Annotated in this window: 18 protein-coding genes and 3 pseudogenes; 6 read left to right on the top strand and 15 right to left on the bottom strand. The window is 68.8% G+C overall.

Annotation, left to right across the window (positions count from 1 at the left end; all coding sequences use genetic code 11):
• Positions 1-81: 81 nt before the first annotated feature.
• From ACFZDJ_RS50160 to ACFZDJ_RS50125, 8 genes and pseudogenes are all read right to left on the bottom strand, one after another.
• The gene (locus ACFZDJ_RS50160) at positions 82-786 is read right to left on the bottom strand and encodes a hypothetical protein (protein ID WP_391069598.1); all 705 of its coding nucleotides are present in this window, start codon (positions 784-786) and stop codon (positions 82-84) included.
• A 100-nt stretch (positions 787-886) separates the two neighbouring features.
• Positions 887-1,231 carry an SsgA family sporulation/cell division regulator gene (locus ACFZDJ_RS50155; protein ID WP_391069596.1) on the bottom strand — a complete coding sequence of 115 codons (345 nt, stop codon included), beginning with the start codon at positions 1,229-1,231 and terminating at the stop codon, positions 887-889.
• Between the two features lie 651 nt (positions 1,232-1,882).
• A pseudogene (locus ACFZDJ_RS50150) lies at positions 1,883-2,438 on the bottom strand (GTP cyclohydrolase).
• Positions 2,439-2,533: 95 nt separating this feature from the next.
• Positions 2,534-2,716 carry a hypothetical protein gene (locus ACFZDJ_RS50145; RefSeq protein ID WP_391069594.1) on the bottom strand — a complete coding sequence of 61 codons (183 nt, stop codon included), beginning with the start codon at positions 2,714-2,716 and terminating at the stop codon, positions 2,534-2,536.
• On the bottom strand, positions 2,688-2,909 hold the full coding sequence (locus tag ACFZDJ_RS50140) for a hypothetical protein (RefSeq protein ID WP_391069592.1): 222 nt from the start codon (positions 2,907-2,909) through the stop codon (positions 2,688-2,690). The genes ACFZDJ_RS50145 and ACFZDJ_RS50140 overlap by 29 nt, the downstream gene beginning before the upstream one ends.
• A 60-nt stretch (positions 2,910-2,969) precedes the next feature.
• Positions 2,970-3,104: a hypothetical protein gene (locus ACFZDJ_RS50135; protein ID WP_391069590.1), complete on the bottom strand. Its 135-nt coding sequence runs from the start codon at positions 3,102-3,104 to the stop codon at positions 2,970-2,972.
• A gap of 132 nt (positions 3,105-3,236) precedes the next feature.
• A pseudogene (locus tag ACFZDJ_RS50130) lies at positions 3,237-3,371 on the bottom strand (zinc-binding dehydrogenase); the annotation flags it as partial.
• 45 nt (positions 3,372-3,416) lie between these two features.
• Complete coding sequence (locus tag ACFZDJ_RS50125) at positions 3,417-3,749, bottom strand: hypothetical protein (protein WP_391069588.1); 333 nt, start codon at positions 3,747-3,749, stop codon at positions 3,417-3,419.
• Position 3,750: 1 nt separating this feature from the next.
• Here ACFZDJ_RS50125 and ACFZDJ_RS50120 point away from each other — a divergent pair, with 1 nt between their 5' ends.
• Both ACFZDJ_RS50120 and ACFZDJ_RS50115 read left to right on the top strand, forming a co-directional pair.
• On the top strand, positions 3,751-4,047 hold the full coding sequence (locus ACFZDJ_RS50120) for a hypothetical protein (RefSeq protein WP_391069586.1): 297 nt from the start codon (positions 3,751-3,753) through the stop codon (positions 4,045-4,047).
• A gap of 545 nt (positions 4,048-4,592) precedes the next feature.
• Positions 4,593-5,229 (top strand): annotated as a pseudogene (locus ACFZDJ_RS50115) (HoxN/HupN/NixA family nickel/cobalt transporter); the annotation flags it as partial.
• Positions 5,230-5,490: 261 nt separating this feature from the next.
• Here the strand turns inward: ACFZDJ_RS50115 and ACFZDJ_RS50110 are convergent.
• The 5 genes from ACFZDJ_RS50110 to ACFZDJ_RS50090 all read right to left on the bottom strand — a co-directional run bounded on the left by ACFZDJ_RS50110 (position 5,491) and on the right by ACFZDJ_RS50090 (position 11,991).
• The gene (locus ACFZDJ_RS50110) at positions 5,491-6,108 is read right to left on the bottom strand and encodes a malonic semialdehyde reductase (RefSeq protein ID WP_391069584.1); all 618 of its coding nucleotides are present in this window, start codon (positions 6,106-6,108) and stop codon (positions 5,491-5,493) included.
• A 148-nt stretch (positions 6,109-6,256) separates the two neighbouring features.
• Positions 6,257-8,275: an acetoacetate--CoA ligase gene (locus ACFZDJ_RS50105; protein WP_391069583.1), complete on the bottom strand. Its 2,019-nt coding sequence runs from the start codon at positions 8,273-8,275 to the stop codon at positions 6,257-6,259.
• A 16-nt stretch (positions 8,276-8,291) separates the two neighbouring features.
• Complete coding sequence (locus ACFZDJ_RS50100) at positions 8,292-9,914, bottom strand: bifunctional 3-(3-hydroxy-phenyl)propionate/3-hydroxycinnamic acid hydroxylase (RefSeq protein WP_391069581.1); 1,623 nt, start codon at positions 9,912-9,914, stop codon at positions 8,292-8,294.
• Positions 9,911-10,849 carry a fumarylacetoacetate hydrolase family protein gene (locus ACFZDJ_RS50095; protein ID WP_390940863.1) on the bottom strand — a complete coding sequence of 313 codons (939 nt, stop codon included), beginning with the start codon at positions 10,847-10,849 and terminating at the stop codon, positions 9,911-9,913. The genes ACFZDJ_RS50100 and ACFZDJ_RS50095 overlap by 4 nt, the downstream gene beginning before the upstream one ends.
• The gene (locus ACFZDJ_RS50090) at positions 10,846-11,991 is read right to left on the bottom strand and encodes a VOC family protein (protein WP_391069579.1); all 1,146 of its coding nucleotides are present in this window, start codon (positions 11,989-11,991) and stop codon (positions 10,846-10,848) included. Before ACFZDJ_RS50090 ends, ACFZDJ_RS50095 begins: the two co-directional genes overlap by 4 nt.
• Positions 11,992-12,128: 137 nt before the next feature.
• Here ACFZDJ_RS50090 and ACFZDJ_RS50085 point away from each other — a divergent pair, with 137 nt between their 5' ends.
• From ACFZDJ_RS50085 to ACFZDJ_RS50070, 4 genes are all read left to right on the top strand, one after another.
• The gene (locus ACFZDJ_RS50085; RefSeq protein WP_384921673.1) at positions 12,129-12,764 is read left to right on the top strand and encodes a TetR/AcrR family transcriptional regulator; all 636 of its coding nucleotides are present in this window, start codon (positions 12,129-12,131) and stop codon (positions 12,762-12,764) included.
• 43 nt (positions 12,765-12,807) lie between these two features.
• The gene (locus ACFZDJ_RS50080) at positions 12,808-13,161 is read left to right on the top strand and encodes a hypothetical protein (protein ID WP_391069674.1); all 354 of its coding nucleotides are present in this window, start codon (positions 12,808-12,810) and stop codon (positions 13,159-13,161) included.
• A gap of 126 nt (positions 13,162-13,287) precedes the next feature.
• A complete protein-coding gene (locus ACFZDJ_RS50075) occupies positions 13,288-13,701 on the top strand; it encodes a hypothetical protein (RefSeq protein ID WP_391069666.1) in 414 nt (137 codons plus the stop codon).
• Entirely contained in the window at positions 13,611-14,204 is a 594-nt protein-coding gene (locus tag ACFZDJ_RS50070) for a SpoIIE family protein phosphatase (RefSeq protein WP_391069664.1), read from the top strand. Before ACFZDJ_RS50075 ends, ACFZDJ_RS50070 begins: the two co-directional genes overlap by 91 nt.
• A 19-nt stretch (positions 14,205-14,223) precedes the next feature.
• On the opposite strand, the gene ACFZDJ_RS50065 is transcribed toward ACFZDJ_RS50070, so the two are convergent.
• Both ACFZDJ_RS50065 and ACFZDJ_RS50060 read right to left on the bottom strand, forming a co-directional pair.
• Entirely contained in the window at positions 14,224-15,270 is a 1,047-nt protein-coding gene (locus ACFZDJ_RS50065; RefSeq protein WP_391069577.1) for a zinc-binding dehydrogenase, read from the bottom strand.
• A gap of 134 nt (positions 15,271-15,404) precedes the next feature.
• On the bottom strand, positions 15,405-18,626 hold the full coding sequence (locus ACFZDJ_RS50060) for a cytochrome P450 (RefSeq protein ID WP_391069575.1): 3,222 nt from the start codon (positions 18,624-18,626) through the stop codon (positions 15,405-15,407).
• Between the last annotated feature and the right edge of the window lie 1,044 nt (positions 18,627-19,670).

Here is a 19,670-nt window from a genome sequence, read left to right as displayed (position 1 = left end):
CGGGCGGGCGGGCGGCTGCTGCAAAGAGTCCCGCCGCTTCCTCTCGCCCGGAGCAGCGAAGCCCGGGACCGTCCTCCCGGCCTAGAGATTCGTGCCGGTGTCGCCCTCTTCATTCAAAGAGTCCCGCCGCTTCCTCTCGCCCGGAGCAGAGAGGTCCTCCTGCTCGTCCAGCAGCTCCAGTAGCGCGGCGTCTGCCTTCTGCCTGTCCTCTTTCGTCAGTTCAAGAGGCGCATTGCTGTAGACCGTGTACCGGTCGGGATCAATGATGTTGGCGGCCCTCAAGGTGAACGTCAGAAGGGAGCGCCATCCTTTGCGGTGGCCGACCCTCACCTGAAGCTGGACCTTGTAATCACGGGGCTCCGGAACGAATCCGGAAAACGGTGCCTCGAACTCGATGAGGAGCTGCTTCGCTTCTCTGCCGGCCACGGCGAATCCGGCCGGCAACTTCGGCTCGTCCTCCGGCCCGGGTTGGAGACGGGACGGTGAAGACATCCACAGGAGTGGCAGATGGGAGGCAGGCTCATCGGGGAAGGTCAACCTGAGATCCTGCACGACTATCGGCTTGGCACCGGTGTTGTGAAGGACGAGCGGAAGCCGCAGGCGAGCCATGGAGCAGTGGACAATCGCGGCGAAGGAATGGGGTTCCCAGGACTTCAGGTGCCCTTGCCTGGCGTTGATCCACCAGAAGGACGCGACGGTAAAGATCAACGCGCAAACCGACACAACGCCGGCACCAGGAATCGATGGAAACGCATCCTGAACTGCAGCGGCCATCAGCGGAAGCACAAATTCAGTGTGCCAGTCCCAGGGTGCACACGCGAACAGAACTCGGTGGGGTGGGGCCCTTGAGCGGCCCAGCCTCTCGGTGCGGAGCAGCTGGTTTCCGTCATCCTTCGGCGATGAGGTGCGCCAGCAAAGCGTCCGAGTCGATGCGATCGGGCTCGGCCCCCCGGGGCACCACCGCCTCCGTTTCCTGCAGGAACGTCTTGATTTCCCGCGCCGGAGCTTTGAGCAGGGCCGTGCCATCGGGCGGATTGAGGAGGATGTACAAGTCGCTGACGTCTCGCTCCTCGGCGGGCCATACGTGTATATCCCCCTCGCCGGCGGGGCCCTCCAGGCCATCGGCCAGAAGATCTCGTCCAATGACCCATTCCACCGTCTCGTCGCTGCCGACAACGGCGAATGCGGCGCGGACGGCATAGGGATCGCTGGGCTCGTACTGCAGCCTCATACTCATGGACAAGGACATCTCATGCGAGACGACAAGCTGTCCAGGTAGCCCCCGAATCACGGTTTTCAACGAATTCATTGCTCTCACTCCAAGCGCTTCGCGAGGCTACTCACAAGTTGCAGCAGCGCGGGCCGCTCTGCTTCCTGTGCATCGGTCGCCCCTGCACTGCGTCACTGGACGCGAGAGAGCTGCCGATGCGGTGATACCCCGAGGTTCCATACGTGGTACGGAACTCCTCCTCAGTAATACCATACGCCGTATGGAAAGTCGAAGGATGCTGTCAGCGAGGGAGAGACTCACCTGCCACTCGTGATGACGGCGATGCGGCGTTGCCCGAGGGCGGCCGTTAGGGAATACCCCGGCCCATCACGTGGTCAACGGCAGGTCGAGAACTTGTCCTTTGCGAACATTGCTCATTGCCACTGAGTGGTCTTCATCCATCTGCTCGACCTGCGGCCGAAGCTGTCGCTACCGCTGGGAGCTCCAACTGAGATACAGCGAGAGCCCACGACTTACCGAGCACAGCTTCCCGGGTTCGCATCGACCGCTGGCGCCGGGGACGCTTCTTCCTCCTCGGTCACGCGGTCCATCTACCGCGCCCGGCATCGCGGTGACGACAGGGTTGGGCCATGACCCGATGGGCATCGGCCGTCATCCCGACGTCAGTTCCGTCAGCGGCAGCGTGTGCCGGGTGCGGACCGCCTTGGTACAGAAGTAGCGGACGTTGTGGGCCGTGGTGAAGACGCCCGTGGGAACGTGGTGGGCCACCGTCAGGCCCAGGATTCGCAGCTGGGCCGCCTTGTCCGGGTTGTTGGACAGCAGGTCCAGCTCAAAAATGCCGAGGGCGGTAAGCATCTGAGCGGCCGCGGTGTAGTCGCGGGCGTCCTCGGGGAGGCCGAGGGCCGCATTGGCCTCGTAGGTGTCGAGGACCTGGTCCTGGAGGGAGTAGGCCTCGAAGACATCGCCGGTCAGGCACTCGGAGTGCAGGCGCACCAGGCGGTGGCCGGCCGGCGGCGGGTTCGCCGAGGATGACGGTCACGTGTTCCTGCCCGTCGGCGAGGTGGTGGAAGGTGACGAGGTCGGCGGTCACCGCACAGCCGTCGCCGAAGTGGGACGGGACCGTCACGCGGGTGCGCACCGTGGCTGCCGACAGGCCTGTCGGATTGCTGCTGTCGCTGGATGCGATGGCGTTGCGTGATTCGCGCATGTCGGTCTGCTTCTCCGGGGCGGCGGTTTTTCGGGTGTTGGTCGCACAATGGGCCGGCTCCGTCGCCGGGGCGGCCCACGCGCTCGGTCGAGTCGTCAGGGAACGAGGATGAGGCGGATCGGATAGCCGATCTTGTTCTCGAGGCGGTGGATCGCCTCGGGGGCGTCGGCCACGGAGATGCGGTCGGTGATGGACGGGGCCAGGTCGAGACGGCCGCTGCCGGCCAACCGGATCAGCTCGTAGACGTGATCAAACGAGGATCCGTAGGGTCCGAACACCTTCTTGTTCTTCAGGCTTGTTCTTCAGGTTGAAGGTCATCTTCTCCCGGATCTTCAGCGGCTCGGTGGTGATACCCACCAGGACGAGCGCACCGTGGTTACCGAGGAGAGGTGACGCCTGCTCCCGGACCCGGGGAACGCCTGCGAAGTCGAAGGCATAGTCCAGGCCCAGGCCGTCGGTGGCCCGCAGCACGGCTTCGGCGAAACCGGGGGCGGACGGGTCGAGCGCGATATCGGCGCCGAACGCGAGGGCTCACACACGCGCATTGGGCAGCGGGTCGACGGCGATGATCGGCGTGGCACCCATCATGCGGGCCAGCCGGACGGCGTGGGCGCCCACCCCTGCGACTCCCCATGTGCCCACGGCCTGGGCGGAGCGCACCTGCACCGTGCCGACCAGGGCCGCGTACGAGGTGGGAACGGCGTCCGGGATGATCGCCGCCTGGTCTAAGGGAAGTGTGTCGGGGATGGGGACGGCGGTGTCCTCACGGGCGATCGTGTACTGGGACCAGCCACCGTCGCAGTCGACGCCACGGCCGCGGAACGATACGCACGTGCCGCCGCTGACACAGCGGGCGCAGTCTCCACAGGGCTGTCCCGCCTGCAGGGCGACCCGTGTGCCGACGGCAAGGTTGCGCTTGAGGCCGGGTCCCAGGGAATGGATGACACCGGAGATATCGCGAACATGACCGCTCGACGGCTATGAGGCAGCCCGTGCAACCCGGTTCTGCGCGAGGACAGCGCGCTGGAACAGGGCATGGGCTCGAGATGTCTGGCGGAATGCGAGGTTCTGCAGCGCCAGTTGGAGCCCCCGCTCGGCATCGGCCCCCACGGTGAGCCAGAAGTCGGCCGCGTGGTCGGCGTAAGCCTCCGGGTGACACAGCACCAGTTCGTCGTAACGCGCCGCCGCGCGCTCGAGCCACTGGTTCGCCTCCTGGAACCTGCCGCATGCGTGCAACGCGGCCGCGAGGTGGCCGTCGTATTCGGGGTCGTCGCTGGCCCGGGTAGAGGGGTCGCAGGAGGGCGACGGCACCGTGAAGCTCCCCGCGCAGCATCTCGACCTCGGCCAGGTGGCCCAGTTCCGGTGCGTAGTCGGGCACGCGGCGCCGGGCGGCCTCGTAGCACGAGCGGGCGGCATCGAGATCTCCCTCGCGGTGCCACATCACACCGCGTCGGAAGTCCAGCTGAGCAAGTGGAAACGGCGAGGTGCCCTGATAGTGGCGCCGCGCTTCACTGAACAGCCGCTCCGTCTCGGTGACCTCCCCACACTCGGCCTGGAGTACGGCGAGCGCGCCGAGCGTCGTGACATCCATGCACCGAATGGAACTTAGCGGAGTGCCACCGAACCAGCGGCTTCCGTTTCGACCGATGGCCGCCGGCTGCGCCCTCACGAGGGGTGAACTCGCCGATGCGGCTTCGACATTGCTGGGGCGCACCGCATCACCTGCATAAGCAATCGCCGGGACTGCGCATGACGCCAACACGAAGGAGGTATCCATGAGGAAGCTCACGAGGCGCATTCCTCTCGCTGCCGCCGCGGTCGCGGTCGCGGTCGCGGTCGCGGTCGCGGGGACAACCAGTGAGACAGGCGTGTTGGCACGGGTGGGCTCGGACCGTGCACGTCGCCGTGATATCCGCTGGCGGCAGGGAGGCGGCCGCTGGTCTCAGGATCAGTGACTCCTGACCACGCCCAGGCAGCAGGCTCCGACTTCGTCCGGCCGGAAGACCCCTCTGGGCACCGGCTCCCGGACCTGCTCGTCGGAGTCAGCACCAACACCGACGAGAGCCGCGGCCGGCGACGAGGTGACAACGGTTGCTGCCCGGCGAGAGCCGCGCATCTTGATCACGTTCCTTCAGAAGTGAGGGAAGACCGCACATGACAGCCGCGCCGACGGCCACCGGCGGTCTCCGCACCCGATGGCGACGCATATCCGGCTCGGTGAGCCGTGCCGAGTGGGGCCGCGCAGCCGGGATGGTCACCTCTATCATCGCGCTCCACGTCATCGGGTGGTTCACGCTGATGGCGATCGTGGCCCCGGAGCACTACAGCCTGGGTACCAAGGGCTTCGGGATCGGCATCGGGGTGCGCGCCTACACCCTGGGCATGCGGCACGCGTTCGACGCCGACCACGTCGCCGCGATCGACAACACCACCCGCAGGCTCATGGACGAGGACCGACGTCCCCTGTCGGTCGGCTTCTGGTTCTCCCTGGGGCACTCCACTGTCGTGTTCGTGCTGACCCTCCTGCTCTCCCTGGGCGTCAAATCCCTTGCCGCACCGGTTCGCAAGGATCATCGACATCGTCATCCTTGCGGGCATCTGGAAGGTGTTCCGGCAGATGCGGTCCGGCCACTTCGACGAGGCCGCGCTGGAGCAGCAGCTCAACAACCGATGCCTCATCAACCGCCTGCTGGGACGCGTGGTGAAGTCGATCACCAGGTCGTGGCAGATGTATCTACTCGGCCTGCTGTTCGGCCTCGGCTTCGACACCGCCACCGAGGTCGCTCTGCTGGAAGCTCGGCCGTATCGAGGAGAGGTAGGCCGCCGGCCTGCGCCCCGCCGAGCAGCAGGCCGAATGACAGCAGGCAACTCGTGAGCGGCACGACGGCGCACTTATTGTCACGGTGCCGATCGGCGCCCTGGTCTCGTTCTCGTGCCCTGACACCTCTGCGGAAAGTCCATCACAGCCACTTCAGTGAAAATGGGCGCCGGTACTCGGAAGAGCACCGGCGCCCACGGCATGGCGCCTCTCACCTACCAGGCGGCGGTGCCCTCAGGCATAGGCGACGGCGTCCTCGACGGGCACGCGGGGCAGCCGCGGGAACCACGGGTCGGCACCGGGGTGCCCGATGTTGACCACCAGTTGCGAGCGCCAGCTGGTACCGGCGAAGAACTCCCCGTCCACACCCGCCTTGTCGAAGCCCGCCATAGGACCGGCCGCGAGCCCCGCCGCGCGCACCGCGAGCAGGAAGACCCCGGTCTGCAGTGCCGAGTTGTAGACCGCGATGCTCTCGCGCGCGTCGATCTGGTTGGCGAACGCCGCTCGCAGCATGTCGCCGCGAGCCGGGAAGACTGTCGGCATCTGCTCGTGGAAGTCGACGTCGTACCCCAGGATCGCCACGGCCGGCGCACTGAGTGTCTTGGCCCTATTGCCCTCGTCGAGATGCCGGACCAGTCGCTCCTTACCTTCGCGGGTGCGCACGAAGAGCACGCGCAGAGGCTGGCCGTTGGCGGCGCTCGGCGACCAGCGGGCGAGTTCCCAGATCATGGCGAGTTCGTCGTCGGCAACGGCCACCTCGGCGAAGGTGTTCGCGGTGCGGGCCTCGGTGAACAGCACCTTTCGTCCGGCGTCGTCGAGGACATCGAGGGCCTGCGGTTCGCGGTCGGTCATGCTCATCATTTCTCTCTTACTTCGGTTGTGTGTGGTGCCGGGGCGGGTTGACCGCCCCGGCACCACCCCGTGGGGACGGGGTTTGCGGAGCCGGGCGGGGCGCAAGGACCCGGTGCTGTCACGTGCGCCTGTGGTCCCCTGGCCGACGTCATGTGTCTTGTGCTGACCTCTTGTTCCGCTCCGCGCCCAGGCGGGCGAAGTAGGCGATCAGGTCGGGATTGTCGACCGCCTCGGGGTTCAGGACTTGCTCGGCAGGGGCACCCTGGAGCAGGCGCTTGACGGGAACCTCGAGCTTCTTGCCGGTCTTCGTGTGCGGCAGGGCCCGTACGGCGAGGATCTCGTCGGGGACGTGGCGGGGTGAGGCGCCGGTGCGGATCGCGTCGCGGATCCGGACGCGCAAGGAGTCGTCCAGGGCGACCCCGTCGGCGAGGACCACGAAGAGGGGCATCCAGTAGCCGCCGTCGGGTTCCTCCGCGCCGATGACGAGGGCCTCGGTGATCTCGGGGAGGCGTTCGACGACGTCGTGGATGTCGGCACTGCCCAGGCGCACGCCGTTACGGTTGAGGGTGGCGTCGGAGCGGCCGTGGACGATCACCGAGCCGTGCGAGGTGAGCGTGATCCAGTCGCCGTGCCGCCACACACCGGGATAGGCGCCGAAGTAGGCGTCGCGGTAGCGGCTGCCGTCGGGGTCGTTCCAGAAATACAGCGGCATGGACGGCATGGGGCGGGTGACGACCAGTTCGCCGACCTGGTGGATGACAGGGGTGCCCCTCGCGTCGTAGGCGGCCAGGGCCACGCCGAGGCTGGGGGCGGACAGCTCCCCCGCCCAGACGGAGGTCGTGGAGGCGCTGCCGGCGAAGCCGGAGACGATGTCCGTGCCGCCGCTGGTGGAGGCCAACTGGACGTCGGCGCCCACGTGGTCACGGACCCAGGGGTAGGCAGAGGCGGGCAGAGCGGAGCCGGTGCAGCCGACGACGCGGATGGCCGACAGGTCGTGCACGGAGGGTTCGATGCCCAGCTTGGCCATGGTCAGCAGGTACTGAGGACTGGTGCCGAAGACGGTGACCTTGTGACGGGCCGCCAGCTCCCACAGGACGTCCGGACGCGCCTGCGGTACCGGGCTGCCGTCGTAGGTGCAGGTGGTGGCACCGGTCAGCAGTGTGGAGACAACCAGGTTCCACATCATCCAGTGGGTGGTGGTGTACCACAGCAGGCGGTCCCCGGTGCCCAGATCGGTGTGCAGGCCGAGGGTCTTGAGGTGTTCGAGCAGGACCCCGCCGTGCCCGTGGACGATTCCCTTGGGCAGTCCGGTGGTGCCGGAGGAGAAGACGACCCACAGGGGGTGGTCGAACGGCACCGGGGCGATGGTGAGGTACTCGACACGGGTGGCCGCGTCCTCCCAGGGAACCGTCAGCCCCGAGTCCCCGCCCTCGGGCCACGCAAGGCCCACGTGGTCCACGAGCACCGTGGCCTTCAGCGTCGGCAGGGCGGCGGTGAGTTCGAGCGAGGCGGCGCGGCGGTCGTGGGTGGTTTCGTTGAAGAGGTAGCCGTCCGCGGTGATGAGCACCGTGGGTTCGAGCTGGGCGAAGCGGTCGGCGGCGGCCTTGGGTGCATAGTCCTGGCCGCACACCGACCACACCGCGCCCAGGCTTGCGGTGGCGAGGAAGGCGATGACGGCGTGGGGGGTGTTGGGCAGATAGCCCACCACCCGGTCGCCCTGTCCGACGCCCAGGTCGCGCAGGCTGGCAGCGACGGAGGCGACCCGGGCGCGCAGTTCCCGGCCCGTGATCTCATAGCCGGCCCCGGTCTCGTCCAGGGCGGTGATCGCGGGAGCGTCCGGCTGCAGGTTGCGCAGCGCGTGATGCGTGTAATTGAGGGTGGCGCCGGGGAACCAGCGGGCGCCGGGCATGGTCTCCTCGGCCAGCACCCGCTCGAACTCAGTTGTCGCGTCGATGTCGAAGTACTCCCACACCGCGGCCCAGAACCCTTCGAGGTCGGTGACGGACCACTGGTACAGGGCTCGGTAGTCCGTAGGGTCCTGGAGCCCTTCGGCGCCCCGGTGCCGGGCCGCCCATCGGGCGAAGTCCGCGATGCGGCTGTGGGCGGCCGACTTCGGGTCGGGAGTGAAGAAGGGTTCCGTATACGGCTCAGGGCGCGGGGTGGTCATGGTGTGGTGCTCCTCGTCAGGCGGGCCGGGCGTCGGCGGTACGGCGGGCCGTGTGCAGCAGGGGGGCCCAGGCGACGGTGTCCGTGAAGTCGCTGGTGCCGGCCGGGACGGTGTCCATCACGACACGGTCGGGGCGCAGCAGGACGGCGTCGGCACGGCCGCGTGCCAGCCAGCCGGCCAGGGTGCCGTCGTCGGCCAGGTCGTCGACGTGGATCGTCGGGGCGCCGAGTGCCGTGGCCACGGCCGTCATCTGCGTCGTGGGTGGCACAGCGGTCAGGACGGCGAAGGAGTCCCCGAGGACGTCATCGAGGCGTACTCGCCTGCCGTCGTGCCGTACCCAGGGCTGCGGGCAGAAGGTGCCGGCCAGCATGCGGCCGGTCAGCCTGGGGCGGCGCCGTACGAGTGGACCGGCGGTCAGGGCGGGGCTGAGGTCACGGCTCACCGCAGCGGTCACACCGGGGATGCGACAGGCCGTGCCCACGACGGCCCGGCGGAATGCCGCACCGCGGTCCTGTCCGCCGGTCATGGCCCAGCCGACGGCGACCGCCACGCGGATCACATGGCGGACGTGCGGCTTGCGCTCGCGTTCGTAGGTGTCCAGCAGCCCCTCGTGTGCGCCCCGTTGGAGCACTTGGGCGAGCTTCCAGGTGAGGTTTTGGGCGTCGCGCAGGCCCGCACACAGTCCCTGCCCGACGAAGGGCGGGGTGAGGTGGGCGGCATCGCCCAGCAGAAAGACACGCCCCTTGCGCCACCGGTCGGCGAGGCGGGCCCGGAAGGTGTACTGCGCCTGCCGGATCACCTCGAAGTCGTTGCCCGGCGAGGCGTCGGGCGGCAGGTCCACCCAGGGGGCGACCAGCTCGCGCAGGCGCTCCCATCCGTCCGGGCCGTCCAGGTGCTGATCGTCGGCCAGCCGGAACTCCCAGCGGTAGCGGTCCTCGCTGACGCGCATGAAGGTGGCCGGCTGGGTCGGGGAGCAGATCTGCTCGGCGCCTTCCCAGGTGCGCACGGGGCGGCTGGTGCGCACGTCGATGACCCGCCAGCTCTCCTCGAAGTGCAGGTCCTCCCACAGGGCGCCGATGGCGTCACGGGTGAGACCGCCCGCACCGTCGCAGCCGAGGACGGCATCGGCCCACAGGTGCTCGTCCTCGTCGCTGCCGTCGCGACGAAGGGTGACCCGGACCGGACCCGTCGGATCGTTCGGTCCGTCGGTGTCCCGTGCGACGGACTGGGTGACGGACACGACCTCCACCCCGCTCCACAGCTCGCACTCCGGGCGGCGCGCCAGGGCGTCACGCAGCAGGCGTTCCAGCTCGGGCTGGTCGAACATGCTGGTCTGCGGGAAGCCGTGGTGTCCGTGCATGGACCGCGGGAATTCGGCGATCACGCGGCGCCCGGCGTCCAGCAGCCGCAGTCCGGGAGCCGGGCGGGCGAGGGCGGCGAACTCCTCGTGGACACCGGCGCTCTGCAGGATCCGGCGGATCTCGTCGTCCACGACGACGGCGCGCGGCAGGGGGTAGATGTCCCGGTGACGTTCGAGGAGCAAGCTGCGCACTCCGTGCCGGGCGAGCAGGAGGCCGGCCATGACCCCGACGGGCCCCGCACCGATGATCACCACCGGTCTCCGGGATGCGACCTTCATGACGCGTCCGCAATGGGGGTCCGCTGCTCGCCGAGGTCGATCCGCCCGTCCGCGGTGGCGATGGTGGCGGTGATGAGGTCACCGTTGCGCAGGTAACGGGGGTTCTTGGCCTGGCCCTTGAAGAACGCCTTCCATTTCAGTGCGGGCGGCAGCAGCGCAGCGATCTTCTCGGCCGCCTTGGGCGGGGCCTTCAGGGCCGTGCCGCCGGGAGTGCCGGTCAGCAGCAGGTCGCCCGGGGCGAGGGTCTGGAAGCGGGCGAGCAGGGTGAGCGCCTGTGCGGGCCGCACGATCATGTCGGCCAGCGTGCGGTCCTGGCGCGACACGCCGTTGACCGACAGCCGCAGCCGCAGGTTCAGCAGATGGCTGAAGTCCTCGGGCTCCAGCAGGGCCAGGTACGGACCCGTCGGCGTGAAGGTCGGATAGGACTTGCTCTCGTAGAACTGGGTCTTGGTCAGCTGGACATCGCGGGCGCTGACATCGTTGGTCAGGACAAGGCCGGCGACATAGCGCCGTAGGTCCTGCTCCTCGACCACGGTGCCGACGGGCAGGGTGGCGCCCACGACGAGGCCGAGTTCCACCTCGTAGTCGAGGAACTTCACGTGTCCGGGGCGGATGATCGTGTCATGGGGGCCGCTCACCGAGCCGGACGCCTTACGGAAGAAGGTGGGCGGGATGTCGCCGGTGAAGCCCGAATCCTTGGCGTGGCTGCGGTAGTTGACCATCTGGGCGACCACCCGGCACGGGGTGGTGACCGGAGGCAGCGGCACCAGGTCGGCGACGGGCGTGCCGCTCTCGGTGGAGGCGGCGGCTTCGCGGACCGCGTCGCGGTCGACGAGCAGTTCGGCGGTGGTGACGGCCTTGGTGTCGATGCGGACGGCGCGTTCGTCCCGGACGACCCACCAGCCGTCGGTGGTACGCAGAACGTTGGTGCTCATGAGCTCATCGCTTTCATCAGGCCCAGCAGGCGTGCGGGGTCGAGTTCGTTGTCGCCACGCAGGGCCGTCATGACCTCGCGCAGCTTGGCGGGGGAAGGGTTCCTGCCCAGGAAGTCGCGGGTGACCGGCGGGCCCCACTGGGCCAGGCCGCTCGCCGACATCGGCGCCCACCCGGCTTCAACGTCGCAGGAGAAAAGGTCGCCGTCGGCGAAGTGCTCCAGCATGAAGTGGTCGGGGTCGCGCCAGTAGTCGAAGAGCTGGCTGCCCTGGATGTGCCGGCCGATGCCCCAGCTGCGCCGGTAGCCGCGCTCGGCCAGGTACTCCCCACCGGCGGCGATCGCGTCGAGGTCGGTGACCTGGTAGGCCGAGTGGACGTAGCCGGTTCCGGGCCCCAGGTGCAGGGCCAGCGTGTGGTGATCGACGGCCACGCTCCCCTGGTCGCACCGGATGAACGTCATCGTCGGCCCGCGCCCGCGCTGCCCGTCCAGGAACAGGAAGTCGGACACGATCATCCCGAGGGTGTCCAGGTACCAGTCCAGAGTGCGGGCGAACACCCTTGTTTCCAGCACCACATGGCCCAGCCGCTGGATACGGGACGGCTCACGGGGCGGACGCTGGGTGGCGTTCGTACGACGGTGATCTGTACCGAAGTTGAGGATCAGCGGCTCCTGCTCGGGCAACGCGGGCAGCTGCTCGGCGCAATGCACGACCCGGACCGGCAGGCCCGAGGGATCGAGCAGGGCGATCGACTGCCCACCGCCCGGTACGCCGATGTCCCGGACGGTACTGCCGGTGGCGCGGGCCAGCCGGTCCAGGTCGGCTCGCTCGGCCGCGCGGAACGCCGGCCCGATGAACCGGGACGCATGTCCCCGCCGGATGACCATGCAGGGTGAGCCCGCGAAGGTGCCGCGCAGCCACAACTCCCCCTCGGTGCGGGCGGCGATCGCGAAACCGAAGTCACGCGCGAAGACCTCGGCCCGCTCCAGGTCCGGCTTCTCGAACTCAAGCCAGGCCAGATCCGCCACCTTGATCACAGGATTCCGGGAACGTCCAGGGTGCTCTCCGCGCAGGGCGCCCTGGTCACTGTGGAGGTCTTGGTGGGGCGTCTGGGGAGCGGCCCCGTCAACGGGGGTGTGGGACATGGTGTCCTCCAAGCAACATTGCCGTAATGAGGAAATCATCAACTTTGCCGTTCCTCATCGTCAATAGGGTGGACCCAAATAATTGATAATCTCATCAGTAATGGCAGACTCATCGCGGCGGTTGTTACACTCGCTGTATGCCGACGTCAGCCCCGCCCAAGAACCGCTTCGAACGACGCCGAGCCGAGACCCGTCAGGCGCTCGTCCGCGCGGCCCGGCAGATCCTCGCGGAGACCGGGGACACCAGCGCCAGCATCCAGGCCATCGCCGAGCGCGCGGACGTCGGCTTCGGCTCCTTCTACAACCACTTCGAGTCGAAGACAGAGCTGTTCGACGCCGCGGTGACAGACGCCCTGGACGAGTTCGGGCAGGTCATAGACGAGCGCGTACAAGGAATCGACGACCCGGCCGAGCTCGTCGCCGCGGGCTTCCGGCTCACCGCCCGCATGGCCGACTCCCACCCTGAACTCATGCGGATCCTGCGTGACCGCGGTCTGGCCTACATCCACTCCGACCGCGGACTCGCCCCGCGAGCCCTGCGCGACCTGGAGAACGGCATCGCCTCGGGCCGCTTCACCTGCCGCAACGCGACCACCGCCCTGTCCGCCTTGGGCGGCACTCTGATGTCCCTCGTGGCGCTGCGACTGGCCCGCCCCGACCTCGACGGGGACGAGGCCGCCTCCGACCTGGCAGAGATGGTCCTGCGCATGCTCGGCGTCCCCCCGGACGACGCCCACCAGGTGACCCGGCGGCCGCTGCCCGGCCTCGGTTGACCCGGACCCCGGCTACGCCAGGCCCCCTGGACACCGGAAAGCCGTGGGCCTCACCCCGCGAGCGGACGAGCTGATCCACGACGTGAAGCAATGCCTGCGGCGCGAGGTCCCCGAGCTGCGGGACGAACCGGACATCGCGCAGATGACGGCGGAGAATGTCGCCGAGCACGTCGTCGCCATATTTTTCGGCGTCGAGCACGAATCGAGCCAAGGCGGATCGAGCCGCCGGCCGCCGACGCGGAGCGCGCGCGTCGGCTGGCTCAGCGCGGGAAGCCGGGCACAGCGATGCTGCGCGCCCTCCGGCTCGCGCAGGGCCTCGTCCTCGACCGGCTGCTCGAAGAGCTATCACGGTTCACCAGCGATGCCGAACCGATCAACGCGGCGACACGCAAGCTGATCGCACTGGCGACCGAGTACATGGACCGCACATCGGAAACGGGCGTCCTGGCCTTCCAGGACGAGCGGGATCGCCAGGTGCAGTGGCGGCTGCCAGTGGTGAACGAGGCGAGCGTACGCGTCGGAACTGCTGGTACCGCTGTGCGCCCGTGGCACAACGCTGGGTGTCGCTCAGTTCTTCCGTCACCACAAACCCGACGCGTACGGGGACGAGGACCTGCTCCTCGCCCAGGAGATCGCGGCCAGGGCGGCAGTGGCCATCGACAACGCCCGCCGATACACGCATGCGCGTACCACCGCCCTCACCCTCCAGCACAGTCTGCTCCCGCGCCGTACACCCGTGCAGTCCGCCGTGGAGGTCGCCGGCCGCTACCTTCCTGCTGCCACCCAGCTCGGCGTGGACGGCGACTGGTACGACGTCATCCCGCTGTCACCGAATCCGCGGGGGACATCGGAGCCACCTGCCTATACGCCGTATACGATCCCGTCGCCATCCGCTGCACCCTCGCCCGCGCGGGCCACGTGCTGCCCGCCGTGGTGACCCGGGACGGAACCGTCAACCTCCTCGAGTTGCCCGCCGGCCCGCCACTCGGCCTGGGCGGCCTGCCGTTCGAGACGGCGGAGATCGACCTGCCCGAGGGCAGCCTCATCGCCCTCTACACCGACGGCCTGATCGAGGTCCTCGACCACGACATCGAGGCGGGCCTCACCCGACTGTGCCACGCCCTCGCGCGGTCCTCCGCCTCCCTGGAGGCGACCTGCGACACCGTCCTCGAAGCGCTGCTGCCCGCAGACCGACCGCACCACGAGGAGTCACCTGATTCTCCACTTCGCCGTGGCGCTCACATGGAGACCTCGCGTTCCTGTCCTCCCGCGGCGGCCTGTACATCGGTGCGTCCCACGCAGAGGCATCACCCGGCTCGCCCTACCCGACTTCACATGCCCCGGAGTCGGTTTGCCCCAGACCCGGACAACGGGAAACCGTGGGCGCCGGTGCTCCCTCAAGCACCGGCGCCCACTCACCCCTGCCCGAGGTGGTCTTGATGAACTTTCTGTTCAGTTGTCAGGGGACGAGGATGAGGCGGATCGGGTCGCCGATCTTGTTCTCCAGCCGGTTGACCGCGCCGGCGGCCTCGGCGAGCGGGATGTGGTCGGTGATGGAGGGGGCCAGGTCGAGACGGCCGACCTCGGCCAGCCGGACCAGCTCGGTGACGGACTCGGGGGTGCCGCCGTAGTGGCCGCGCACCTGCTTGCCCAGATAGTTGAAGGTCAGGCCCTCGCTGATGGTGATCGGCCTGGGGCTGATACCGACCAGGATGAGGACTCCGTTCAGGCCGAGCACGGCGGCGGCCTGCTCACGGACCGCCGGCACGCCGGCGCAGTCGAAGGCGAAGTCCAGACCCCGTCCGCCGGTGGCCGCGCGGACCTGGTCGGCGAAGTCGGAGGCGGCCGGGTCCAGGGCGAAATCCGCACCGAAGGCCAGGGCACGCTCCCGGGCGCCGGGCAGCGGGTCGACGGCGATGATCGGCGCGGCGCCGGCCAGGCGGGCGACGCGGACGTTGTGGGCGCCGACACCGCCCACGCCCCAGACACCGACGGACTGGGCGGGGCGCACCCCAGCGGTGGCGACAACAGCGGCGTAGGGGGTGGAGACCGCGTCGGGGATGATCGCTGCCTGGTCGAAGGGGAGGTTGTCGGGGATGGGGATGAGGGTGTCCTCGCGGGCGAGGGTGTACTGGGCCCAGCCGCCGTCGTAGTCGATACCGGCGGTGAGCATCTGGGTGCAGGGGCGGCGGCGCACGCAGCCGGCGCACTGGCCGCAGGTCTTGCCGGCCTCCAGGGTGACGCGGGTGCCGACGGTCAGGCCGCGCTTGAGGTCGGGGCCGAGAGTGTGGATCACACCGGCGATCTCGTGGCCCACGGTGACCGTGTCGGAGGTGGCGAACAGCGGGACGAGGGAGCCGTCGATGAGGTGGACGTCCGAAAGGCAGACGCCTGCGGCCTTGACCTCGATGAGAACCTCGCCCGGGCCGGGCACGGGGACGGGGACCTCCTCCACGGCGAACTTCTTGCTGTCCAGGTGGAAGCGTCCGGCGAGCATGGTGTCCATGGTGCTCTGCTTTCTGTGAGCGGCACTCCCGGCGGTTCGGGCCGATGGGTGCCGTGTGGTGCCTCGCGGGTGAGTGGTGGCCGGAAGGCGCGCGGGACGACAGGTACGCCGCACGCCTCCCGGCGTCTGGGGGGTCAGGCGAAGACGTCCTGCTGGTAGCGCTCGTCCGCTTCCAGTTGGGCGAGCCACTGCTGGGCGGCTTCGTCGTCGCTGCCGGTGTGCTTGCGGTAGATGGCGGCGAGCGCCCCGCGCACGGCGGGTGCCATGCGGCGGCCGTCGCCGCAGACGTAGAGGTACGCGCCGTCCTGGATGGCCTGCCACACGGTGTCGGCGGCGCCTGCGATGGCGTCCTGGACGAACCGGGCCGGGTGTCCGGTCACCGCGGAGAAGGCGGTGTGCACCTGGGCGATCCCGGTCTGCTCCCAGTCCTGCATCTCCTGGCGGTAGAAGTAGTCGTGCTCCGGGTGGCGGCAGCCGACGAAGACCTGGGACAGGCCCACCCGGGTGCCGTTCGCGTGCTGGTGGGCACGCTCCTCCAGGAAGCCGCGCAGCGGCGCGATGCCGGTGCCGGGGCCGATGAGGAGCAGCGGCGTGGCGGGGTCGGCCGGCGGGGCGAAGGTCGGGGAGGGCACGCGCACGTAGCCGTAGAAGACGTCCCCGGGATTGAGGCCTGCGATGTAGGAGGAGCAGGTGCCGCGGTACCGGCCGTCGCCGGACAGGGCCGGGCCTTCCAGCAGACCGACAGTCAGCCGCACGTGCCGCGGATCGGCCAGCGGGGAGGAGGAGATGGAGTAGAAGCGCGGGCGGATCGGGCCCATCATCTCCAGGAAGACCGCCAGCGGCAGTTCGACCGCCGGGAAGCGCTGCAGCAGGTTGAGCACGGAGACGCGCTTGCCCAGGATCTCACTCTGGTAGCGCTCCTCGGCCTCGATGGTGTCAGCCGCATAGGCCTCCAGTTGCGGCCGGGTCCACGGGCAGTCGGTGTGGCCGGCCAGCGTCTGTATCTGCGAGCGGGTGGCCACGTCCTGCAGCTCCACGAACTCGGTGAACAGCAGACCCGCGGTGACGGGCGTGCCCACCGGAAGGTGGGTGCGGCCGCCGGCGGGCTGGTCCAGACGCAGGACCTGGTCGCGGTCGACGCCGAGCCGCGCGAGGGCTCGGTCGACCAGCTGCGGCTCGTTCTTGGCGAACACGGCCAGGTGGTTGCCGGTGTCGTAGGTGACACCGTCGGGGAGTTCGATGGTGATGGACTTCGCGGCCGGGCGTGGCGGCTCGATGCTGAAGTCCCACAGCCCGGTCGCGTCGCTGACCAGCTCCTCGTTGGCCACGATCGTGAGGGGGTAGGCCTGCTCGGAGACGATCGCGGGACGCACGTCCGCCTCGGTGAGCAGCTGGACCTCGAAGCGCGGCCCGGTGGTTTCGGAGGTGTCGGCGGCGTACTCCTCGGCCAGGGTGGTCCACAGGGTGTCCATCCAGCGGGTGGCCATGCCGTCGAAGTCACCTGCGGCGTCCGCGATGCCGCGCTCGATGACGCGGGTGGCACCGGCGGCCAGCAGGCCTGCCTCGATCCGCTTGGGGAAGCCCTGGTAGGTGGCCACCCACTGGGTGTTGCCGGCACCCAGCAGCGCGAACCGCACGTTGGACAGCGAGCCCTCCGGGAGTCCGGTGGCGAGCAGGTCGTCGAAACGCTGCGCGTTGTCCGGGGCCTTGCCGTTGTAGCTGGAGGCCACGACGACGAGCAGGCCCTCGGTGGGCAGGTTGTCACCCAACTCGTCCAGGCCGACCAAGGTGGTGCCGAATCCGGAGCGCTCACCGCGGTCGGCGATGGTGCGCGCCAGGTCCTCGCACGAGCCCAGGCTGGAGCCGTAGGCGACGGTCAGGTTCACTCCGACACCGCTGACCGCGGCCTGCGCCCGCGTGTCGTCGGTCTGCAGGTCCACTGCGCCGAACACGGTCCGCTCGTGCTCCTGACGGGCCCGCACGTTCAGTTCGAAGCCGCCGGGCTTGCGCGTCAGCGCCTCCTTGACGTCCATCTTGTAGTCGTCGGTGTCGGCGAACTTGAACTTCTGCAGCACCAGCGCGAGGGCCAGACGGGCCTCGGTGAGCGCGAACTGCCGGCCGATGCAGGCACGCACGCCGTTGCCGAACGGCTTGTAGGCGTGCGGGTGGTGGTTGACCCGGTTCTCCGGCAGCCACCGGTTGATGTCGAACTCCTCCGGCCGCTCCCACGCCTTGGGGTGGGTGTGCAGCGGACCCTCAAGGATGTTGACCCGCGCTCCCTTCTTCAGCCCGTAGCAGCCGCCGATGACGGTGTCCTCCAGCGGGGACTTGCCGATCATCGGGATGGGAGCCCACAGGCGCAGGGTCTCCTCCAGGATCCGCGGGATCACGTCCATCTGCATGATCGTGTCGTAGTCCGGGACCGTGTCACCCGGCAGCAGCCGGTCCACCTCGGCGTAGGCCTGGGCGAGGATGTGTGGGTTGCGCATCAGCGAGTACGTGGCGAACGACAGCAGACCGCTGGTGGTCTCGTGACCGGCGATCAGGAACGTCACCACCTGGTCACGGACGTTGTCGTCGTCCAGCCCCTTGCCGGTCTCCGGGTCCGTGGCTTCCAGCATCAGGCCCAGCAGGTCATCCTCACCCGTGCCCATCCCCTCACGGCGCTCCTTGATCACACTCTCGACCAGGTCCCGCATCAGCCGGATGTTCTCGCGGTACTTCTTGTCATCGGACTTGCGCATCTTGGTCATCATCGGCAGCTCCTGCGAGCGCCGCAGCGACTCAACCAGCGCCTGCAGCAGCGCGTTGAGGAAGGGGTGCAGATCCTCCTTGGCGAAGGAGTCGAACCGGTAACCGAAACCCGACAGGGCGATGGTGTCCAGGGTCAGCCGGGTGTAGTCGTCGGTGATATTGACCGGCCGGCCCTCCCTGCGCTCCCACTTGCCCACCAGGTTCTGGGCGATCTCCAGCATCTGCCCGAAGTAGCCCTTCATCGCCCGCTGACTGAAGGCCGGGAGGAGGACTCGGTGCGCCATGCCCCATTCCTCTTCGTGCTGGTGGGCCGTGAAGAGGCCGGCTCCCGCGTAGTCCCGGACGTGGGCCAGTGGCGTCTTGTCGATCTGCTTGAAGAACCGCGTCTCGTCGCAGACCTCGGCCACCAGGTCCGGGTCCCAGACGAAGACCTGCTCGATGCCGGCGATCTCCATGCCGTAGAGCCCCTCGGGGAACTGTTTGGTCAGCCTGCCGAAGTACTCCACCGGGTTGGTGCTGGGGATCTGCGGCGTGTGGCCGAAGAGCGGGACCCCCCGCGGAGACCGGATGGGCCGCAGGTCGGTCTCGGGCTGTGTGGTCATGGCTGGCTCCTTCAAGGGGAAAGGCAGGCAAGGGCGGCATTCGGTGTGGCGGGGCGCCGGTACGGCAACACCCGGTTTCCATACGCTGTATGCCTTCAGTGATACCATACGACGTATGGAAACTCCATCGGCGGGCCTGGGAGCGAGAAACAGGAATGTTCGGCTCATCAGGGACGACGCCGCTCGCGCAGCGGGGTCGATCAAGATCAGGCGTTTCCGAACGCACTCCCGACCGGAGGAGGCGAGGGGGGCGAGACCGGCCGTCGTCAGCCGGCGGCTTGACCGGGCTTCTCCTGGCGAATGCGACCGATGGAGGACACCTACGATCCGCGACGGCGGCCGCGGGGACATCCTGGCGAGCAGCCAACGCCCCCGCCTGCCGGTACGCATCACGGAGATCGGGTCTGCACCCATGTGCGTTGGCGGCTGACGACAGCACCGGAGAAGCAGGCGCGCGTGCCGCCTCGCGGTGGCGCCTCTGATCTCTACGCCGCGCTCGATCAGTCCGGCATCAGTCCGTGGGAGCTGGCAAGCCGGGTTTCGCCAGGGTCTCCTGGGCAGGACATACCTGCGATCTGCCGCCACAGGCGAGCACACCAGGAAAGGGGGGCGGCCGACACGTCTTGCCTGGTTCCATGTCTGCCCGCGTTAGGGCCTGTCCGGCGGATCAGGTCGCAGGAAACGGGCGGTGCCTCATCGACGCCGGCGAGCGGGGCTTGGTGCGTCCAGCTGCAAGGCGGAGGAGGGCGTCGACGCGGAGCGTCGGCGACCGACGACAACGCCGCAGATGTGCGTGCCAAGCCCCACGTCTGCGGCATGATCCGCCGGACAGACCCTAAGCGGCAGTGCGCTGAAGCCGCTGCTCAAGCGCCTTGCCGCACTCCTCGAGCACGGCTTCCAGTCGTGCCTTTCCCGTTCAAGGCGCGCCTTGGCGACCTCGTCGCCCACCAAGGCCACCAGTCCGGGACTGTCCACCGCTCGCTGTCAGTCGGCACCGCCCACCAGCGCGCACAGCACCGTAACCAGCCCCACCGCCGCGAAGCC

Origin of the sequence: Streptomyces sp. NPDC007896, from assembly GCF_042959425.1 — a bacterium.
Taxonomy (GTDB): domain Bacteria; phylum Actinomycetota; class Actinomycetes; order Streptomycetales; family Streptomycetaceae; genus Streptomyces.
The sequence above is the reverse complement of the archived record's forward strand: the minus strand, read 5'-3'. Positions and strand labels throughout refer to the sequence as shown.

Bases quoted from the DNA above. Each gene is read 5' to 3' on its own strand.
- ACFZDJ_RS50085 (WP_384921673.1), top strand. From the start codon at position 12,129: ATGCCGACGTCAGCCCCGCCCAAGAACCGCTTCGAACGACGCCGAGCC.
- ACFZDJ_RS50105 (WP_391069583.1), bottom strand. From the start codon at position 8,275: ATGACCACCCCGCGCCCTGAGCCGTATACGGAACCCTTCTTCACTCCC.
- ACFZDJ_RS50065 (WP_391069577.1), bottom strand. From the start codon at position 15,270: ATGGACACCATGCTCGCCGGACGCTTCCACCTGGACAGCAAGAAGTTC.
- ACFZDJ_RS50100 (WP_391069581.1), bottom strand. From the start codon at position 9,914: ATGAAGGTCGCATCCCGGAGACCGGTGGTGATCATCGGTGCGGGGCCC.
- ACFZDJ_RS50095 (WP_390940863.1), bottom strand. From the start codon at position 10,849: ATGAGCACCAACGTTCTGCGTACCACCGACGGCTGGTGGGTCGTCCGG.
- ACFZDJ_RS50110 (WP_391069584.1), bottom strand. From the start codon at position 6,108: ATGACCGACCGCGAACCGCAGGCCCTCGATGTCCTCGACGACGCCGGA.
- ACFZDJ_RS50155 (WP_391069596.1), bottom strand. From the start codon at position 1,231: ATGAGGCTGCAGTACGAGCCCAGCGATCCCTATGCCGTCCGCGCCGCA.
- ACFZDJ_RS50090 (WP_391069579.1), bottom strand. From the start codon at position 11,991: ATGTCCCACACCCCCGTTGACGGGGCCGCTCCCCAGACGCCCCACCAA.
- ACFZDJ_RS50060 (WP_391069575.1), bottom strand. From the start codon at position 18,626: ATGACCACACAGCCCGAGACCGACCTGCGGCCCATCCGGTCTCCGCGG.